Source organism: Microbulbifer sp. MKSA007 (assembly GCA_032615215.1).
Lineage (GTDB): Bacteria > Pseudomonadota > Gammaproteobacteria > Pseudomonadales > Cellvibrionaceae > Microbulbifer.
The window spans coordinates 712,501-729,245 of record CP128433.1; the positions used below are offsets into that span (position 1 = coordinate 712,501).

Below are 16,745 nucleotides of genomic sequence, written 5' to 3' on the forward strand. Positions count from 1 at the left end.
AGTCGATGGGAAACAGGTTAATATTCCTGTACTCGCTATTACTGCGACGGAGTGACGGAGAAGGCTAGGCCGGCATGGCGATTGGTTGTCCATGTTTAAGGTTGTAGGCTGGGGACTTAGGCAAATCCGGGTCCCTAAGGCTGAGAACTGATGACGAAGCCCACTTAGTGGGTGAAGTGGTTGATGCCCTGCTTCCAGGAAAAACTTCTAAGCTTCAGGTAATAGTGAATCGTACTCTAAACCGACACAGGTGGTCAGGTAGAGAATACCAAGGCGCTTGAGAGAACTCTGGTGAAGGAACTAGGCAAAATGGTACCGTAACTTCGGGAGAAGGTACGCCGGTTTTGGTGATGGGACTTGCTCCCTAAGCTGAGGCCGGTCGAAGTGACCAGGTGGCTGCGACTGTTTATTAAAAACATAGCACTCTGCAAACTCGTAAGAGGACGTATAGGGTGTGACGCCTGCCCGGTGCCGGAAGGTTAATTGATGGGGTTAGCTTCGGCGAAGCTCTTGATCGAAGCCCCGGTAAACGGCGGCCGTAACTATAACGGTCCTAAGGTAGCGAAATTCCTTGTCGGGTAAGTTCCGACCTGCACGAATGGCGTAACGATGGCCACGCTGTCTCCACCAGAGACTCAGTGAAATTGAAATCGCTGTTAAGATGCAGTGTACCCGCGGCTAGACGGAAAGACCCCGTGAACCTTTACTACAGCTTTGCACTGAACTTTGAGCCTATTTGTGTAGGATAGGTGGGAGGCTTTGAAGCAGCGACGCTAGTTGTTGTGGAGCCGTCCTTGAAATACCACCCTGGTATGTTTGAGGTTCTAACTCTGGTCCGTTATCCGGATCGAGGACAGTGTATGGTGGGTAGTTTGACTGGGGCGGTCTCCTCCCAAAGAGTAACGGAGGAGTACGAAGGTGCACTCAGCATGGTCGGAAATCATGCAATGAGCATAATGGTATAAGTGCGCTTGACTGCGAGACAGACATGTCGAGCAGGTACGAAAGTAGGTCATAGTGATCCGGTGGTTCTGTATGGAAGGGCCATCGCTCAACGGATAAAAGGTACTCCGGGGATAACAGGCTGATACCGCCCAAGAGTTCACATCGACGGCGGTGTTTGGCACCTCGATGTCGGCTCATCACATCCTGGGGCTGAAGCCGGTCCCAAGGGTATGGCTGTTCGCCATTTAAAGTGGTACGCGAGCTGGGTTTAGAACGTCGTGAGACAGTTCGGTCCCTATCTGCCGTGGGCGTTGGAGATTTGAGAAGAGTTGCTCCTAGTACGAGAGGACCGGAGTGAACGAACCTCTGGTGTTCCGGTTGTCACGCCAGTGGCATTGCCGGGTAGCTATGTTCGGACGGGATAACCGCTGAAAGCATCTAAGCGGGAAGCCTCCTTCAAGATAAGATCTCCCTGAGGCCTTGAGCCTCCTGAAGGGCCGTGGAAGACTACCACGTTGATAGGCTGGGTGTGGAAGCGTTGTGAGGCGTTGAGCTAACCAGTACTAATTGCCCGTGCGGCTTGACCATACAACAGAGATGGTTACTAACGACTAGCTAAGCTAGCGGATTGTGAGTTAGAGACATACGATCGCTTGCGGTGTATTACTACAGATTGTTTTACCGACTTATTTGGGGTTATCGCCGGTCAATAACATGACCGAGGCAAACAGCGATAACGCGGCAGGCCAAGCACATTGCTTATAAGACCAACGCCAACCCAAGCCAGTTTGCCTGACGACAATAGAGTTGTGGAACCACCTGATCCCTTGCCGAACTCAGAAGTGAAACGCAACATCGCCGATGGTAGTGTGGGGCTTCCCCATGTGAGAGTAGGTCATCGTCAGGCTTCTAATCCGAAAGGGCCACCCAACAGGGTGGCCCTTTTTTTATGGCTAAAAATATTTTAAAGAAGCAAAAAACAAAAATAAAAAAACTAAGAAAGGGAAAGCAGGAATTACTAAGTCGAAATTAAATAGAAAAAATAAAATAGTTCTGAAGAACTTTAATACTCAACTTTCTATTTAAAAAATCAGTCAGTAATTAAAAAAAGAAAAACCTAAAACTACCTGAGCACCTTAAACAGACGCTCTCCTAAAAAGCCTATAAAAATAGGTCTTTACCGATCTTCTCTCCAAATGCCTTTACACTCACTCAAAAAATAATCAAACAAAAATAACTCGCGTAAAACTCAGAAAAGTACCCATACCACTCCCGCCAAAAATTAAATTTAGCCGGTAAAAATATCGGTGATTTTTTAGTCTCTGCAGTAATCCCTTGTAACACGGGGCCTGCAGCCTGTTTATTAAAGTTATACACAACTCTATCCAGACTTTCTGTTAGTAACACCTGGCTGTGGAAATCCGCGCAAAAAGTGCTGCTTTTTTACCCGCCTTCAATAGAGCCAAGCAACCACGGGGCTGGCCGGGGATATCCCGGAGTTATACACAACTCTATCCATGGTTTCTGTTGGTAACAAAGGCGCCATAAAACGGACATCAGTTATTAACAGTGTTATGAGCGATAAATCTGTGGATTACTGCGGCTGATTGGTACGCCAGTATTCGAGAGAAGAAAAATTTGGGGATAAAAAAAGCCCCACCAGGTGGGGCTTGGGTGGGCTAGTAAGCAAAGGCGTTATCTGGAACGAGGTCAAAGTTCATATCATTCAAACTGAGGTCTTCCAGTGGAACCAGCTCGGCAGGGAGAGCAAAGCGTCGTGCGGCATTGTTCTGGTGCCAATCCAATACTTCAATGTCTGCTGACTCTTCTTGCTGTAGGTCTTGTAAAAAGGTCTTCAGCTCAGTGGTGCTCGCAGTAATTAGCGACTGGTAGTCGTAGGTTCCCAGTAGTTTAACGAAGCGGTATTCATCTGTGGCATCTTCAATACGCAGCCAGGCCTGCCCATTGGAATTACCATCCTCGCCGAGAATAACCGGGCCGTGATCATCGTCGAACACTGGAACGAGCTGATAATCGGGAACAGGTAGTATTGTCCCAACCCAAACCCAACCAGAGAGGCTGGTGCGGCTTAATTGCCATTCACAGAGCCATACCGTCTGATCATCGTCTATGCGAAATTCCCGGTACTCCCTTTGGCTTAAATAGTTGTCAAAGCTCACTTCGGCATTGGGGTTATCTTTACGAAAACTATGAAGCTGTTGTGTCATTTCATAGTTTACTTCCCAATGCTTTTTCAAGCGCCACTGCATTGGGTATTGGCCCCACTCAACGATATATTCTTCGTGCTCGCGAACAGTTTCGACTACGCGCCAAAAGGCGCCGTCAATAAGAATGCAGGTATCCCCGAGCTTACAGCCCGGTGCAATGATGCTGCATTCAGGTGAGGCTTCGGATGCACTCACTAAGTGTTCGCTACGCCCTTCAATAACGTCATACCAGGGAAATCCGTGACGCAATGGTGGCGGGAATGCCAATGGCGGCCGACCGCCAAGTAATCGTCGGAAGAGAACCGATTTTTCAATTTCAAGATCAGAAAGTGTATAGCCTTCCTGTTGTGTGATTTGGCCCCAGGCAAAGGCGGCTCGGATTAGGTGTTTTTCTCGGTCTGAAAAGCTCATGGGTGCAATCATGGGCAAGTAAATAAGAAACCATACCACTGTGCAGGGGTGGGCGCTAATGCAAATGCAATTATCTGCCTTTTGTTGGATGACGACACCTTAGGAGCAGTTCGATACACTGGTTGGGATAAATTCGTTGGATAGGGGGTTTGCAGTGGTTTGGATACAGAGGTTTGCGATCTTCGCGATCAGCTTGTTTATAGGGCTATCTCCAGCAGTTGCAGAAGAGAGAGAAGAGAATAACTTCGAGTCCTGCTACCTGGACGGCTGGAGCCATGCTCTGCACTGTACAAAGATACCGGTTGGTGGGGGAGAAGCTGCAGTAGATCTAGCGGTAATGATAGCCCCAGCAGTTAATGACATTGGACTGGAGCCACTTTATTTACTGGCCGGTGGCCCCGGTCAGGCAGCCAGTTATCTGACCCCGATTCTAAATGCCTTATATAAAGTCAATCAGAGTAGGGCGATCGTTCTTGTCGATAGGCGCGGCTCGGGTTACTCGGCTGCATTTGACTGTGGGATCGACGGAGAAGTCCATATGGATCTGGAGGCGGTCACCGATCAATTCTCAACTTGCTACCTTGAAAACTCCTCCTTTGCGAAAGCGCTGCATAGCCGTCAAGCGGTTGATGATCTGGAGGAAGTGCGCCTCCAGTTGAGACATAAAAAAATTGCTTTGTGGGGAGGTTCTTGGGGAACTCGTACCGCGCTTCTTTACCAGCAATGGTATCCCGAAAGTTTAAGTGTCCTGATCCTGGATGCCGTAGCCCCGATTGATTCAAAAGTTTTTCTTACTGCGCAAGCTGCTGAAAAGGCGCTGCTAAAATTGGAGAAAGACTGCAGTCAGGATCCGGTGTGCTCCGAATTTGGCGATTGGAGATCTGACCTGGATAGCTTGCTTAGGGACTGGGATGGAAGAGCATCGAACTTCCCGGACCCCCACTCTGGTCGCACAATGGAAACAAGTGTTCCCCGTAGCTTCATACAAAACCTGATAAGGACCGCGCTCTACGCACCTGAAACGGCAGCGCAGTTACCATACGCTATTAACCAGGCTGAGGAGGGTAATTATTTACCGCTATCGGGGTTGGTTGGACTTTTATCTGATGATGGAAGTATGTCTATGGGGCTCACCTTATCAGTTGCTTGCGCTGAAGAATTAAATCGCACTACAGAGGAAGAGCTGGCTGCAGATATTCGCGATAGCTTTTTAGGTGATGCTTTTTTTGAGATTTTTGCTGAGGGTTGCAAGGTGTGGCCCGTATCTCCTATCACTTACGAAGTCCCGGAAGAAAGAAATCATCCTGTGTTAATTATTTCCGGGGAGGCTGACCCTATTACCCCACATTATTATGCGGAACAAAGCTTGGGGTACCTTTCAGAATTAAAACAGGTAGTGGTTCCAGGTGGTGGACATATCAATAGTATGCGCGGTTGTATACCAAAGTTAATAGATGATTTTCTAAAATCTCCACTTGCTTCTTTAGATAGTGACTGTATTGCGGATATTCAAAGACCACCTTTTATGGCGGGTGCTTTTGGACCTGAAATTGATAAAGCGGTATCCAGTGAGTTGCTATCGAGCCAAGGGGATAACAAATGATTGCTGTTAAATCTATTCACAAGCAATTCTCTGGAAAGAAAGTACTCAAAGACCTGAGTTTCAATATACCTGATGGCCAAATAACTGCTTTGCTGGGGGCCAATGGAGCCGGTAAAACTACTTGCCTGAGAATTATAACGGGGTTGGTAAAACCGGATGAAGGTACAGTATTTGTTAGTGGGCTTAATGTGGCCGAAAATCCATTAGAAATAAAGCGGCAATTGGGCGTTGTCGGCGATCGTGAAGGCTTGTATGAACGACTTACTGTAGCGGAGTACTTATCATTTTTTGCCAGTGCGCAGGGATTATTTGGGGCAGAGCTTAAGCGCGCATTGAATTCTGTTCGAGAAGAGCTGGAATTAGAAGATTTGTGGCAACGTCGGACAAAAGGCTTTTCCCAGGGGGAGAGAATGAAAGTGTCGCTGGCGCGGGCACTAGTCCACCGGCCTACGCATTTGATACTTGATGAACCGACGCGCGGGCTTGATGTCCTTGCAGCGAGACTGCTGCGGAAAACACTTCTGCGGTTGCGCTCTGAGGGCGTAGCCATTTTATTTTCCAGCCATATTATGGCTGAAGTTACTGAGTTGTCAGATAGAGTATTGGTGATGGCTAACGGTGCTATTGTCGATAGTGGTACCCCCGATGAGCTTGTAGAACGCACAGGCTGTAAAAACCTGGAAGATAGTTTCGTCACTCTGGCTTACGGGGTTAAAGGGGAGGTGATGGCATGAAATTTTTAAACCTATTATTTACTCCCGCCATGTCTGCTCTTCTGAAGAAGGAGTCTTTAGAGGTTTGGCGTGACCGGCGAGCACTGTATTTATCTTTGCTGTTTGCCATTTCATTTCCCGGAATGATCGCATCGATGACTCTGTTTATGTTTAAGTCCCAAGGGGAGAGGACATTTCAGCTAGCGTTGTTAGGCGGGCAGGATTTACCAGTATTAGAGCAGCAGCTGAGTAAAGGGCGGGTGGAACTGGATAGCCTGTCAGAAGGGGACCCGATAGCTTTACTTGATGAAGGTTACGATGCAGTTGTGAAAATTGATGAAGGTTTTTCTACCGATTATCGCAATTTCCGCAGCCCCAAGGTTTATTTGTATGTTGATAGCTCCGATCGTTTCAGCGGGCAAGGCGCGAGTCATGTTCAACAAAAGCTGGGTGAGCTACAACAGCTCATTGTTCAACAAAGAATGGTCGCTAGGGGAGTCCCACTAAAAACAATAGCACCCTGGCAAGTCCAGGTTAGGGATGTCAGTACCCCGTCTACCCGCAGTGCCTGGATTGTTGGTTCAATACCGACACTCTTGATAATGACGCTGTTTATAGGTTGCCTGTCCTCGTCCATTGATGCCTCTGCCGGTGAGCGGGAGAGAATGAGTTTTGAGGTATTACTGCAACAACCTCTGGCCGCCTGGCAGGTGGTCCTGGCCAAGGTTCTCGCTGTAGCCAGTATCAGTTGGTTATCTTCAATTCTCGCGTTAGTTTCGCTAATGGCTGTTTTTCCATTTTTGCCCTTGGCTGAAATGGGGATACAACATGCAACTACGCTGAGTGGCATGGTTGCTATGGCGCTAGCCCTGCTCCCACTGGCTCTATTGGTTGCCGTACTGCAAATATTGTTAGCGTTGCGTTCCCAGTCATTTAAAGATGCCCAAACTCAATTGAGTATATTGCAGATTTTACCTGTCACTATGTTGTTAATATTGGATATGTCATCCATAGAGCTAGAGGAGCCTGCCTGGCAGTTGGTCCCGCTGGTCGCGCAACAGCAGTGGTTTAAGGCTCTACTGGTTGGGGAAACGGTCTCCATATCTCTGATGATCGCTGGCTCACTAGTCAGCCTTTTGTTGGTTGTTGGGTGTATATTAGGCGGTGCCCGAGCGCTGCAGCGAGAGAGTCTGCTCGGAGCTACCTAGCTTACTGATTTAGAGAGTTGTACTGGTATGAGTGACTTTCGTGAAGGGTTATTAAGTATCAACCTGAGGTCTGTAGCAGATAACTATCAGGATCTGGCTAATCGCTTGAAAGCCGGCACCCGGTGCGGTGCGGTGGTTAAAGCGGATGCTTACGGCTTGGGAATGGCTCATGTTGCACCGGCGCTATACGCTCAGGGATGCCGCGATTTCTTTGTGGCCACCCAAGTCGAGGGGGAGCGCTTGCGCAGTGACCTCGGCAACGATGTGAATATAGTCATTTTTACCGGTGTCAGGCCTGGTGCTGAACTAGAGTGCGCTCGCGCGGGTTTGATCCCCACATTGTTTACTCTGGATCAATTGAAGAGCTGGGTTGAAATCTGCGAGAAAGCTCAGTTGGAGGCCCCTTGCGCCGTAAAAATTGATACCGGCATGACTCGGCTGGGATTGACCCCAGATGAGTTCGAATTGCTGCTCAAGGACCGCCCTCTCTTGGAGTCCGCCGATGTTCGGATGTTCTTCAGTCATCTTGCCTGTGCAGACCAGCCCCAGCATCCGCATAATAAGCTTCAGTTGAACGAGTTTAAGACCGCGGGCGATCGCTTGCGGGAACTGTGCCCGGATATTCAGCTCAGCCTTGCGAACTCATCCGGCATCTTTTTGGGTGAGGACTATCACTTTGATATTGCCCGACCGGGCTCCGCACTATACGGCCTTAACCCTGTCCCTGAGGCTGAAAACCCGATGCGTCCAACGGTGACTTTGGGCTTGCCAATTGTCCAAAAGCGCTATGTCAGTCAGTCCCGGTCTGTGGGGTATGGTGCGACCCAGGAAGTTCCCGGAGATAGTTGGCTTGCGGTAGCTCGGGGTGGATATGCCGATGGCATTATACGAGCTCAAGGGGGGCGGGGGCGCGGATGGGGGCACGGCCGCCCGCTGCCAATTGTCGGGCGTATATCAATGGACTCCACCACTTTCGATATTTCGGGTCTCAGCGAAGAGGAGCGGGACTCCCTTCAGTCGATCGAGATTCTCAATGACCAGCTTACGGTGGATGAGGTCGCTGGGTATGCCGGGACTATCGGTTATGAAGTCCTGACGAGCCTCGGGCATCGCTATGGCCGCCATTATGTAAAAGGTTGAACAAATTGCAGGACGTCGCCGCAAAAACACCATTAGAACAGCTTCGCCCGGTGCTGGAGCTTCTGGCGGATGGGGAAATACACTCGGGAGAATCCCTCGGGAATGCGCTTGGTGTCAGCCGAGCCGCTGTTTGGAAACAACTACAAAAGCTCGAGAGCTACGGCCTGACGCTTGAGTCTGCTAAGGGGCGAGGTTATCGCTTGCCGGGAGGTCTCGACCTGCTATCTGAGCAGACTGTTACCGCTCAGCTGGATGGTTCAGCCCGAGCGCTACTGCGCGAGTTGAAGGTTTTTGATGAGTTGAGTTCAACGAACTCGCTGTTATTGGAGCGTTTTGAAGAAGGTAAGGGACACGCTGTAGCGATTCTCGCCGAGCGGCAAAGTGCCGGTCGGGGCCGCCGTGGTCGCAACTGGGTCAGCCCCTATGCCACAAGTATCAGCCTCTCAGTGGGCTGGGAGTTTAATGGCGGTGTACAAAGCCTGGAGGGGTTGAGTCTTGCCGTCGGTGTTGCTGTGGCAAAAGCGCTCGAGCGTTTTTCTGTACCGGGCGTGCGCCTGAAGTGGCCAAATGATGTGTGGTGCCAGGGCCGTAAATTGGCCGGTGTATTACTTGAGCTAAAAGGGGATTTAACCGACCGCTGTTCAGTGGTTATCGGTATCGGGTTGAATAATGGTCTCAACGCAAAGACAGCAGAGGAGATTGATCAACCATGGGCAGATCTCCAGCAAGTCCGTCCTGGTATTGGCCGCAGTGAATTAACTGCGGCGATACTCAGCGAGCTGTTACCGATGCTGGAAACTTACCCGGAAGGGGGGTTCGCCACTTACCGGGAATCGTGGTCAACCCTAGACCAGTTTGCCGGGCAGCCAGTTCAGTTGCGGTCAGGTAATTTGAGCTGGGAAGGTGTTGCGGCCGGTGTCGATGAAAAAGGAGCCTTGTTACTCGACACTGATAAAGGGCAAAAGTCATTTCATGGGGGGAAATCTCGTTGCGGGGGCAGGTGTGATTCTAGAGCTGGATGTCGGCAATACACGGGGTAAGTGGCGCTACCTGGTCGAAGGCGAGGTGATAGCCCGTGGTGATATCGAAACTGGGCAGTTGCGCCAGCAGGTTTTGCCTGAGGGTTGGGCAGACTTAACCCCCTACCGTTTTCGGGTAGTGAATGTCGCCGGTCCCGTTGTTGCTGAATTCTTGAGTCAGGTGGCCCGAGACCTGTTCACACTGGAGGCTGAATTCTCTGCAGTGGCACCTCAATGTGCCGGCGTTATCTGTGGGTATGAAGACCACTCCGCCCTGGGGGTGGATCGGTGGCTGGCAATGTTGGCGGCCTACCAGCAATCTCCCCGAGCATCATTAATTGTGGATTGCGGCAGTGCGGTCACCTTAGATTTACTGGACAATAGCGGGCGCCACATTGGGGGATATATCGTTCCCGGTTTCGGATTGATGAATCGCGTTCTCAGTGTCGATACCCATGCAGCAAAGAGTCGTGAGGCACTGGCCCTGACAAAAACATTGGGCGCGGGACGCAATACCAATGAGGCGATAAACCGTGGCCTCTTGCTGATGGTGTTGGGTGCGGTTGATCGAGCAATGGAAGAATTGCAGGTCCACTCCGGTTCCCTCCCTTTATTGTGGTTAACCGGTGGGGATGCGCAGTTGCTCTCCGCAGTTTACCAGCACGAACATCGCCTGGTTCCTGATTTGGTGATGGATGGGTTGGCCCTTAGTAATCCATAAAAATTTACTCTGTTATGCGCTGGATAGCCCTTTCTTTAGTTGCCCTGAACGCTGTGCTTTTTGCCTGGTATATGTTGGTAGCGCCATCTCCGCAGTTAAGTAGCGGCAAGAGCCCGATCCCTCACGAGTCGGAGGGAAAGAAAATTACCCTCGTTAGCGAAATATCCCCTGAAGAGCTGCCTGCTCCAGAGAAGGCTGGGGCACTGAGTAAGGAGTCCTTTGAGGTTGAGCAGCTTTGTACGCTGTTGGGGCCTTTCGCGGAGGAGTACCAGGGCGAGGATCTCTTGCAGCGAATCCGGTCCCTTCAGGTTAAAGCCGAACTGCGTGATATAGAAATGCAGGGGCAGATGCGCTACTGGGTATATCTGCCGCCACTGAGTTCGAGGCGGGAGGCCTATAACCGCTTGCGTGAACTACAGTCTCAGGGGATCGACAGCTATGTCATTCCCAAAGGCGCATTGGAAAATGGCATTTCATTTGGGATTTTCAGTGAGCGAGCCCGAGCTGAGTCCCATACCGCCGTTTTGAAGGAGAGGGGGTTGCCGCGCAGTTCAAGGAGGAGCCGCAAACCTATATGGAGCGGTGGATAGTTATGCCCCCTGGCAGCACAGAAAGTCTTGCAGAAGAATTTTGGCGACAACTGCAAAGTGAATACCCGGATCTGGATCGGCGCCCAAATCTTTGTTCTGAAGTACTTGGCTAACAAAAAAGCAGATTTATCAGAAAATCATCAGGTGGCGTCTCGAATCGCTGTTTTTTTCAACAAGTTGGAATAGGCGACATAAAAAATATGATTTATCTGCAAAAAGGGTGTTGCGTGTCGAGATAAGTTCCCATAGAATCCCGCCTCCATTGACGAGGGTGACTTAACAACTTCGGCAATGAACGGGATAGGGCTGGCGTAGCTCAGTTGGTAGAGCAGCTGACTTGTAATCAGCCGGTCGGGGGTTCGACTCCTCTCGCCAGCTCCATTTTCATCCCGTTGCTGTCAAAATTAGGTTTCGCTGCTAAGTATGTGAAATTTAAAGAAAAATTGTTGACAGTGCAGCGAGATGTGTAGACAATGCACACCGCTTTGAGCAGGGGTTCCCGAGTGGCCAAAGGGATCAGACTGTAAATCTGACGCGAAAGCTTCGGTGGTTCGAATCCACCCCCTGCACCATATTACACCTTAGGGTGTTGCGCGAAATCGAATGGTTTCGCATGGAGGTCCCGAAAGCGGGCATAGTTCAATGGTAGAACCTCAGCCTTCCAAGCTGATGATGCGGGTTCGATCCCCGCTGCCCGCTCCAAGTTTTGGGGTTGGTTGGAATGCTCTCCAGGGTGCAACATTTTAAGATGCCGTTATCGGCAAGGTTTTAGCTCATGTAGCTCAGGGGTAGAGCACACCCTTGGTAAGGGTGAGGTCGGCGGTTCAAATCCGCCCATGAGCTCCATTTTATATGACCGCAAGGGTGAAAGCTCTTGCGGTTGTTTGTGTCCGGGGTCGGATTTTCCGGGTCGGATGTGCATGTTCTGGACGTGGGTGGTGCCGTTATCGGCTCGCCTATATATAGGAGGCTGCAATGGCAAAAGAAAAGTTTGAACGTTCCAAGCCCCACGTGAACGTGGGCACCATCGGTCACGTTGACCACGGTAAAACCACCCTGACTGCTGCTCTGACCCGCGTATGTGCGGAAGTTTGGGGTGGTGACGCTGTTGCTTTCGACGGTATCGACAATGCACCGGAAGAGCGTGAGCGCGGTATTACCATCGCTACTTCTCACGTTGAGTACGAGTCCCCGACTCGCCACTATGCTCACGTAGATTGCCCGGGACACGCCGACTACGTTAAGAATATGATCACCGGTGCTGCTCAGATGGACGGCGCTATCCTGGTATGTTCCGCAGCTGACGGCCCCATGCCGCAGACTCGTGAGCACATCCTGCTTTCCCGTCAGGTAGGTGTACCTTACATCGTTGTATTCCTGAACAAAGCGGACATGGTAGACGACGAAGAGCTGCTCGAGCTGGTAGAAATGGAAGTTCGCGAACTTCTGGACCAGTACGAGTTCCCAGGTGACGACACTCCGATCATCGTTGGTTCCGCTCTGATGGCCCTGAACGGCGAAGACGACAGCGAAATGGGTACTACCGCTGTTAAGAAGCTGGTAGAGACTCTGGACGAGTACATCCCTGAGCCAGAGCGTGCTGTAGATCAGCCGTTCCTGATGCCGATCGAAGACGTATTCTCTATCTCTGGCCGTGGTACTGTTGTGACTGGTCGTGTAGAGCGCGGTGTGATCAACACTGGCGACGAGATCGAAATCGTTGGTATCAAAGAAACCACCACTACTACCTGTACTGGTGTTGAAATGTTCCGCAAGCTGCTCGACGAAGGTCGTGCTGGTGAGAACATCGGCGCACTGCTGCGCGGCACCAAGCGTGACGAAGTAGAGCGTGGTCAGGTACTGGCTAAGCCGGGCTCCATCACTCCGCACACCAAGTTCGAAGCGGAAGTGTATGTGCTTTCCAAGGACGAAGGTGGTCGTCACACCCCGTTCTTTAAAGGCTACCGTCCTCAGTTCTACTTCCGTACTACCGATGTAACTGGTGCGGTAGAGCTGCCGGAAGGTACTGAAATGGTAATGCCGGGCGACAACATTCAAATGGTTGTTACCCTGATCGCTCCGATCGCCATGGAAGACGGCCTGCGCTTCGCTATCCGCGAAGGTGGTCGTACCGTAGGTGCGGGCGTTGTTGCTAAGATCATTGAGTAATCTTTGATTTCTGCATCACAATATCCTATGTGGTGCACCAGGTGGGAGAGTTCCTGTAGCTCTCTCATCTTTGAGTGCGAAAGTGCTCACACTGTACAGGCCAGTAGTTCAATTGGTAGAGCACCGGTCTCCAAAACCGGGTGTTGGGGGTTCGAGTCCCTCCTGGCCTGCCATTTTTAATCACTCCGCTTAGATAAGCTTAGGGGTGTCGCAAAACCCTACTTGTCAGTGGGGCTTTTGTGTTTATGAGCGCTAAAAGATTATCTATAGTGCGCTAAGGGCTTCTTATATGAATGCTAAAACAGAAGCGAAAACCTTTCGTCTTGACGGTCTGAAGTGGTTGTTAATAGTGCTGCTGGTGGGCGGTGCTGTTGCAGGCAATTCATATTACGCCGAATTCCCTTTGTTTTACCGAGTGTTGGCAGTAACTGCCATCTGTCTGGTAGCTCTGGTTGTGGCTGTAAATACCGCCAAAGGCAATGCGTTGTGGCAACTGTTGCGCGAAGCGCAAACTGAAGTCAGGCGTGTGGTTTGGCCGACCCGCCAAGAAGCAACCCAGACCACAGCGATTGTGGTTGTTTTCGTGTTGATTATGGCGCTTATCTTGTGGGCGCTTGATTCGGCTCTGGGTTGGGCGGCTTCCAAATTTATCGGCTAAAGGTTGATACATGTCAAAGAATTGGTATGTGGTCCAGGCTTACTCGGGCTATGAGAAGCGTGTCGCCAGCTCCCTGAAAGAGCGCATTGAGCTGAACGAAATGGACCACCTGTTTGGTGAAGTCCTGGTTCCCACGGAAGAAGTGGTTGAGATGCGCGCAGGGCAAAAGCGCAAGAGTGAACGCAAGTTTTTCCCGGGCTATGTCCTGGTAGAAATGGAATTGAATGACGATACCTGGCACTTGGTGAAAGAAACTCCCCGAGTACTGGGTTTTATCGGCGGTAAGGCGGATAAGCCAGCCCCGATTACTGACCGCGAAGCGCAGGCTATCCTGAATCGCATTGACGATTCCGCCGATAAGCCCAAGCCCAAGACTCTGTTTGAGCCCGGTGAAATGGTTCGAGTTATCGACGGTCCGTTTAATGATTTCAACGGTGTGGTTGAAGAGGTTAACTACGAGAAGAGTCGCTTGCGAGTGGCTGTGTTGATCTTCGGGCGTTCCACCCCGGTTGAACTGGAGTTCAGTCAGGTAGAGAAGACCTGATTCCAGTATAAATTTTTTGCCCCCTTTCGCCGCGAGGTGGAAGGGGGTTTTCGCGTCCCCGAAAAATGAGTTTTCATTTCGGGGTTCGGGGAGCTTGCCCTTAAACCTTATGGCTGAGTGGCGGGCGTTAATACCCAACTAGAGGAGAGCTGTAATGGCTAAGAAAGTAGAAGCTTATATCAAGCTGCAAGTTAAGGCCGGTCAGGCCAACCCGAGTCCGCCCGTTGGTCCCGCACTGGGTCAGCACGGTGTGAACATCATGGAATTCTGTAAGGCGTTCAACGCCCAGACCCAGAGCCTCGAGCCAGGTCTGCCAGTTCCAGTTGTAATCTCTGTATACAACGACCGCTCCTTCACCTTCATCATGAAGTCGCCGCCCGCCGCTGTACTGCTGCGCAAGGCTGCCAAGATCAAGAGCGGTTCCGGTCGTCCGAACACTGAGAAAGTGGGTAAAGTAACCCGCGCTCAGCTGGAAGAGATCGTAGAAATGAAGAAAGCAGACCTGACTGCATCCGACTTGGACGCGGCCGTGCGCACTATCGCTGGTTCCGCTCGCAGCGCCGGTATCGAAGTGGAGGGTCTCTAAGTGGCTAAATTGAGCAAGCGTCAGCGCGTAATCGCTGAGAAGGTTGAAGCTGGTAAGGCTTACGGTATCGAAGAAGCCGTAGCTCTGCTGAAAGAGCTGTCCAACGTTAAGTTTGCAGAAACTGTAGACGCTTCTGTAAACCTGGGCATCGACCCACGTAAATCCGACCAGGCTGTTCGCGGTGCAACTACTCTGCCGCACGGTACTGGTAAAGAAGTTCGCGTAGCTGTTTTCACCCAGGGTGCTAACGCTGACGCCGCTAAAGAAGCGGGCGCTGACTTGATCGGTATGGACGAGCTGGCTGCCGACGTTAAAGCAGGCAAGATGGACTTCGACGTAGTAATCGCTTCCCCCGATGCGATGCGCGTTGTAGGTCAGCTGGGTCAAATCCTCGGCCCGCGCGGCCTGATGCCGAACCCGAAGACTGGCACCGTAACTCCAGACGTTGCTACTGCGGTTAAAAATGCCAAAGCGGGTCAGGTGCGTTTCCGCGCTGACAAAGGCGGCATTATCCACGGTGGTATCGGTAAAGTTGCTTTCGATGCGAACTCTCTGAAAGAGAACCTGGAAGCTCTGGTTGCCGACCTGAAGAAAGCCAAGCCGGCTTCTGCAAAAGGTGTATATCTGAAGAAGATCACCCTGAGCACCACTATGGGCCCGGGTCTGGTTATCGATCAGTCTTCCCTGAACATCTAAATATCACTGCGGGGTGTGATCACCTCTCAGTAAATCGAACTTTGGGGTCCACCTGAATGCTTCGGCACAAGGTGGGCCGTCAAAGACCGTAGGTGTCAGGTGCGTTGAGGTTTAACGTGCCTGGCTTAATCCGAACTTCGGCCAGGTTGGCCATTGCGAGGTTCGAGCCTACGCAGACGGTGTCGCCCAAACCAGTATTTTTACTGGATTTGAGCTTTATGCACCGGAACGGATCGGACGTTTAAGTCCGGTTTTTTTCAAATCCAGGAGTGACACTATGGCTATTGGACTCGAAGACAAGAAAGCGATTGTCGCAGATGTCCAGCAAGCTGCTGAAGGTGCTCTGTCTGCGGTTGTTGCGGATTCCCGCGGCGTAACCGTGAATGACATGACCACTCTGCGCAAAGAGGCTCGCGAGAACGGCGTTTGGTTGAAAGTCGTCCGCAACACTCTGGCGCGTCGCGCTCTGGCAGGTACCGAATACGAATGTCTGACTGACAAATTCGTAGGTCCTAGCATCATTGCATTCTCTAACGAACACCCAGGTGCCGGCGCGCGCATCCTGAGCCAGTTCGCTAAAGGCAATGACAAGCTGGAACTGAAAGGTGCTGCCTTCGAAGGCGCGATCACCGACGTCGCATTGTTGGCAAGCCTGCCGACTTACGACGAGGCGATCGCCAAGCTGATGAGCGTGTTGAAAGAAGCATCTGCTGGCAAGCTGGTTCGCACTATTGCGGCCGTTCGCGACCAAAAAGAGCAGGAAGCTGCGTAATTTTTTCGCTAGAGCGAATCGCAGTTTCAAAACGAAATACGAGCAGCTACTGCTCAAACCAATTCAGGTACTGAATCATGTCTCTGACTAAAGAAGATATCATCAATGCTGTTGCCGAAATGTCCGTTAAGGATGTTGTTGAGCTGATCGAAGCAATGGAAGAGAAATTCGGCGTAACTGCTGCTGCAGCAGTTGTAGCTGGCCCAGCTGGTGGCGAAGCTGCCGCTGAAGAGAAAGACTCTTTCGACGTAATCCTGACTTCCCCAGGCGACAAGAAAGTGAACGTGATCAAAGTTGTTCGCGGCATCACTGGCCTGGGCTTGAAAGAAGCTAAAGGTCTGGTAGACGGCGCTCCGAGCCCGCTGAAAGAAGGCGTAAGCAAAGACGAAGCTGAAGCAGCTAAGAAAGAGCTGGAAGAAGCTGGCGCAGTTGTAGAACTGAAGTAATTCGGTTCTTGCGTCTCCCGCTAGCTGTCGCGTAAAGCGGCGGGTAGCGGTAAGGCTGGTGGACTTTTGTCCGCCGGCCTTTTTGCCGTTTGCGGTACTGAGGTTTTTACCGGTGCCGGCGGGATTTAAAAACCGTGGCAAACCTCATTTAACCATAGCGCAGTAGCGCTACCCAAAAGCAAGCGGAGAGGTTTCTGGCCAGTGCAGGCAAGTTGCATTGACCAGAGGCTTCTCGCCCGGAGGGGCTCTGGACTGGAGTCCCACGAAGTCTTGTCACTGATCAAGCTGGGGAATTT

15 protein-coding genes, 5 tRNA genes and 2 rRNA genes (1 of these 22 running past the window's edge) are annotated in these 16,745 nt (G+C 51.1%); 21 read left to right on the forward strand and 1 reads right to left on the reverse strand.

Going from position 1 to position 16,745, the window contains the following annotated elements; translation table 11 throughout:
• Both QT397_05785 and rrf read left to right on the forward strand, forming a co-directional pair.
• Positions 1 to 1,533: ribosomal RNA gene (locus tag QT397_05785) — 23S ribosomal RNA — on the forward strand (it extends 1,349 nt beyond the left edge of the window).
• A 203-nt stretch (positions 1,534 to 1,736) separates the two neighbouring features.
• Positions 1,737 to 1,852 (forward strand): 5S ribosomal RNA (gene rrf / locus QT397_05790).
• Between the two features lie 772 nt (positions 1,853 to 2,624).
• On the opposite strand, the gene QT397_05795 is transcribed toward rrf, so the two are convergent.
• Positions 2,625 to 3,584 carry a hypothetical protein gene (locus tag QT397_05795; GenBank protein ID WNZ56864.1) on the reverse strand — a complete coding sequence of 320 codons (960 nt, stop codon included), beginning with the start codon at positions 3,582 to 3,584 and terminating at the stop codon, positions 2,625 to 2,627.
• Positions 3,585 to 3,738: 154 nt separating this feature from the next.
• Between QT397_05795 and QT397_05800 the strand changes: the two genes are divergently transcribed.
• The 19 genes from QT397_05800 to rplL all read left to right on the forward strand — a co-directional run bounded on the left by QT397_05800 (position 3,739) and on the right by rplL (position 16,449).
• Complete coding sequence (locus QT397_05800; GenBank protein WNZ56865.1) at positions 3,739 to 5,187, forward strand: alpha/beta hydrolase; 1,449 nt, start codon at positions 3,739 to 3,741, stop codon at positions 5,185 to 5,187.
• The gene (locus QT397_05805) at positions 5,184 to 5,921 is read left to right on the forward strand and encodes an ATP-binding cassette domain-containing protein (protein ID WNZ56866.1); all 738 of its coding nucleotides are present in this window, start codon (positions 5,184 to 5,186) and stop codon (positions 5,919 to 5,921) included. Before QT397_05800 ends, QT397_05805 begins: the two co-directional genes overlap by 4 nt.
• A complete protein-coding gene (locus tag QT397_05810; GenBank protein ID WNZ56867.1) occupies positions 5,918 to 7,108 on the forward strand; it encodes an ABC transporter permease in 1,191 nt (396 codons plus the stop codon). The genes QT397_05805 and QT397_05810 overlap by 4 nt, the downstream gene beginning before the upstream one ends.
• 27 nt (positions 7,109 to 7,135) lie before the next feature.
• Complete coding sequence (alr, locus tag QT397_05815) at positions 7,136 to 8,248, forward strand: alanine racemase (protein WNZ56868.1); 1,113 nt, start codon at positions 7,136 to 7,138, stop codon at positions 8,246 to 8,248.
• A gap of 5 nt (positions 8,249 to 8,253) precedes the next feature.
• A complete protein-coding gene (gene birA, locus QT397_05820; GenBank protein ID WNZ56869.1) occupies positions 8,254 to 9,288 on the forward strand; it encodes a bifunctional biotin--[acetyl-CoA-carboxylase] ligase/biotin operon repressor BirA in 1,035 nt (344 codons plus the stop codon).
• Positions 9,251 to 9,988 carry a type III pantothenate kinase gene (locus QT397_05825; GenBank protein WNZ56870.1) on the forward strand — a complete coding sequence of 246 codons (738 nt, stop codon included), beginning with the start codon at positions 9,251 to 9,253 and terminating at the stop codon, positions 9,986 to 9,988. The genes birA and QT397_05825 overlap by 38 nt, the downstream gene beginning before the upstream one ends.
• A 14-nt stretch (positions 9,989 to 10,002) precedes the next feature.
• Positions 10,003 to 10,578 carry an SPOR domain-containing protein gene (locus tag QT397_05830; GenBank protein ID WNZ56871.1) on the forward strand — a complete coding sequence of 192 codons (576 nt, stop codon included), beginning with the start codon at positions 10,003 to 10,005 and terminating at the stop codon, positions 10,576 to 10,578.
• 305 nt (positions 10,579 to 10,883) lie between these two features.
• A tRNA-Thr gene (locus QT397_05835) sits at positions 10,884 to 10,959 on the forward strand.
• Between the two features lie 108 nt (positions 10,960 to 11,067).
• Positions 11,068 to 11,150 (forward strand) — tRNA-Tyr (locus tag QT397_05840).
• Between the two features lie 56 nt (positions 11,151 to 11,206).
• Positions 11,207 to 11,280 (forward strand) — tRNA-Gly (locus QT397_05845).
• Between the two features lie 69 nt (positions 11,281 to 11,349).
• Positions 11,350 to 11,424, forward strand: a tRNA-Thr gene (locus tag QT397_05850).
• Between the two features lie 129 nt (positions 11,425 to 11,553).
• Positions 11,554 to 12,747 carry an elongation factor Tu gene (gene tuf, locus QT397_05855; protein WNZ56872.1) on the forward strand — a complete coding sequence of 398 codons (1,194 nt, stop codon included), beginning with the start codon at positions 11,554 to 11,556 and terminating at the stop codon, positions 12,745 to 12,747.
• Positions 12,748 to 12,844: 97 nt separating this feature from the next.
• Positions 12,845 to 12,920: transfer RNA gene (locus QT397_05860), tRNA-Trp, on the forward strand.
• A 116-nt stretch (positions 12,921 to 13,036) separates the two neighbouring features.
• Entirely contained in the window at positions 13,037 to 13,405 is a 369-nt protein-coding gene (gene secE, locus QT397_05865; GenBank protein WNZ56873.1) for a preprotein translocase subunit SecE, read from the forward strand.
• 10 nt (positions 13,406 to 13,415) lie between these two features.
• Complete coding sequence (gene nusG, locus QT397_05870; protein ID WNZ56874.1) at positions 13,416 to 13,949, forward strand: transcription termination/antitermination protein NusG; 534 nt, start codon at positions 13,416 to 13,418, stop codon at positions 13,947 to 13,949.
• Between the two features lie 154 nt (positions 13,950 to 14,103).
• Positions 14,104 to 14,535, forward strand: coding sequence for a 50S ribosomal protein L11 (gene rplK, locus QT397_05875; GenBank protein WNZ56875.1), 432 nt, complete (start codon positions 14,104 to 14,106; stop codon positions 14,533 to 14,535).
• On the forward strand, positions 14,536 to 15,231 hold the full coding sequence (gene rplA / locus QT397_05880) for a 50S ribosomal protein L1 (GenBank protein ID WNZ56876.1): 696 nt from the start codon (positions 14,536 to 14,538) through the stop codon (positions 15,229 to 15,231).
• A 277-nt stretch (positions 15,232 to 15,508) separates the two neighbouring features.
• Positions 15,509 to 16,003: a 50S ribosomal protein L10 gene (gene rplJ, locus QT397_05885; GenBank protein WNZ56877.1), complete on the forward strand. Its 495-nt coding sequence runs from the start codon at positions 15,509 to 15,511 to the stop codon at positions 16,001 to 16,003.
• Positions 16,004 to 16,080: 77 nt separating this feature from the next.
• On the forward strand, positions 16,081 to 16,449 hold the full coding sequence (gene rplL, locus QT397_05890; GenBank protein WNZ56878.1) for a 50S ribosomal protein L7/L12: 369 nt from the start codon (positions 16,081 to 16,083) through the stop codon (positions 16,447 to 16,449).
• Positions 16,450 to 16,745 lie beyond the last annotated feature (296 nt).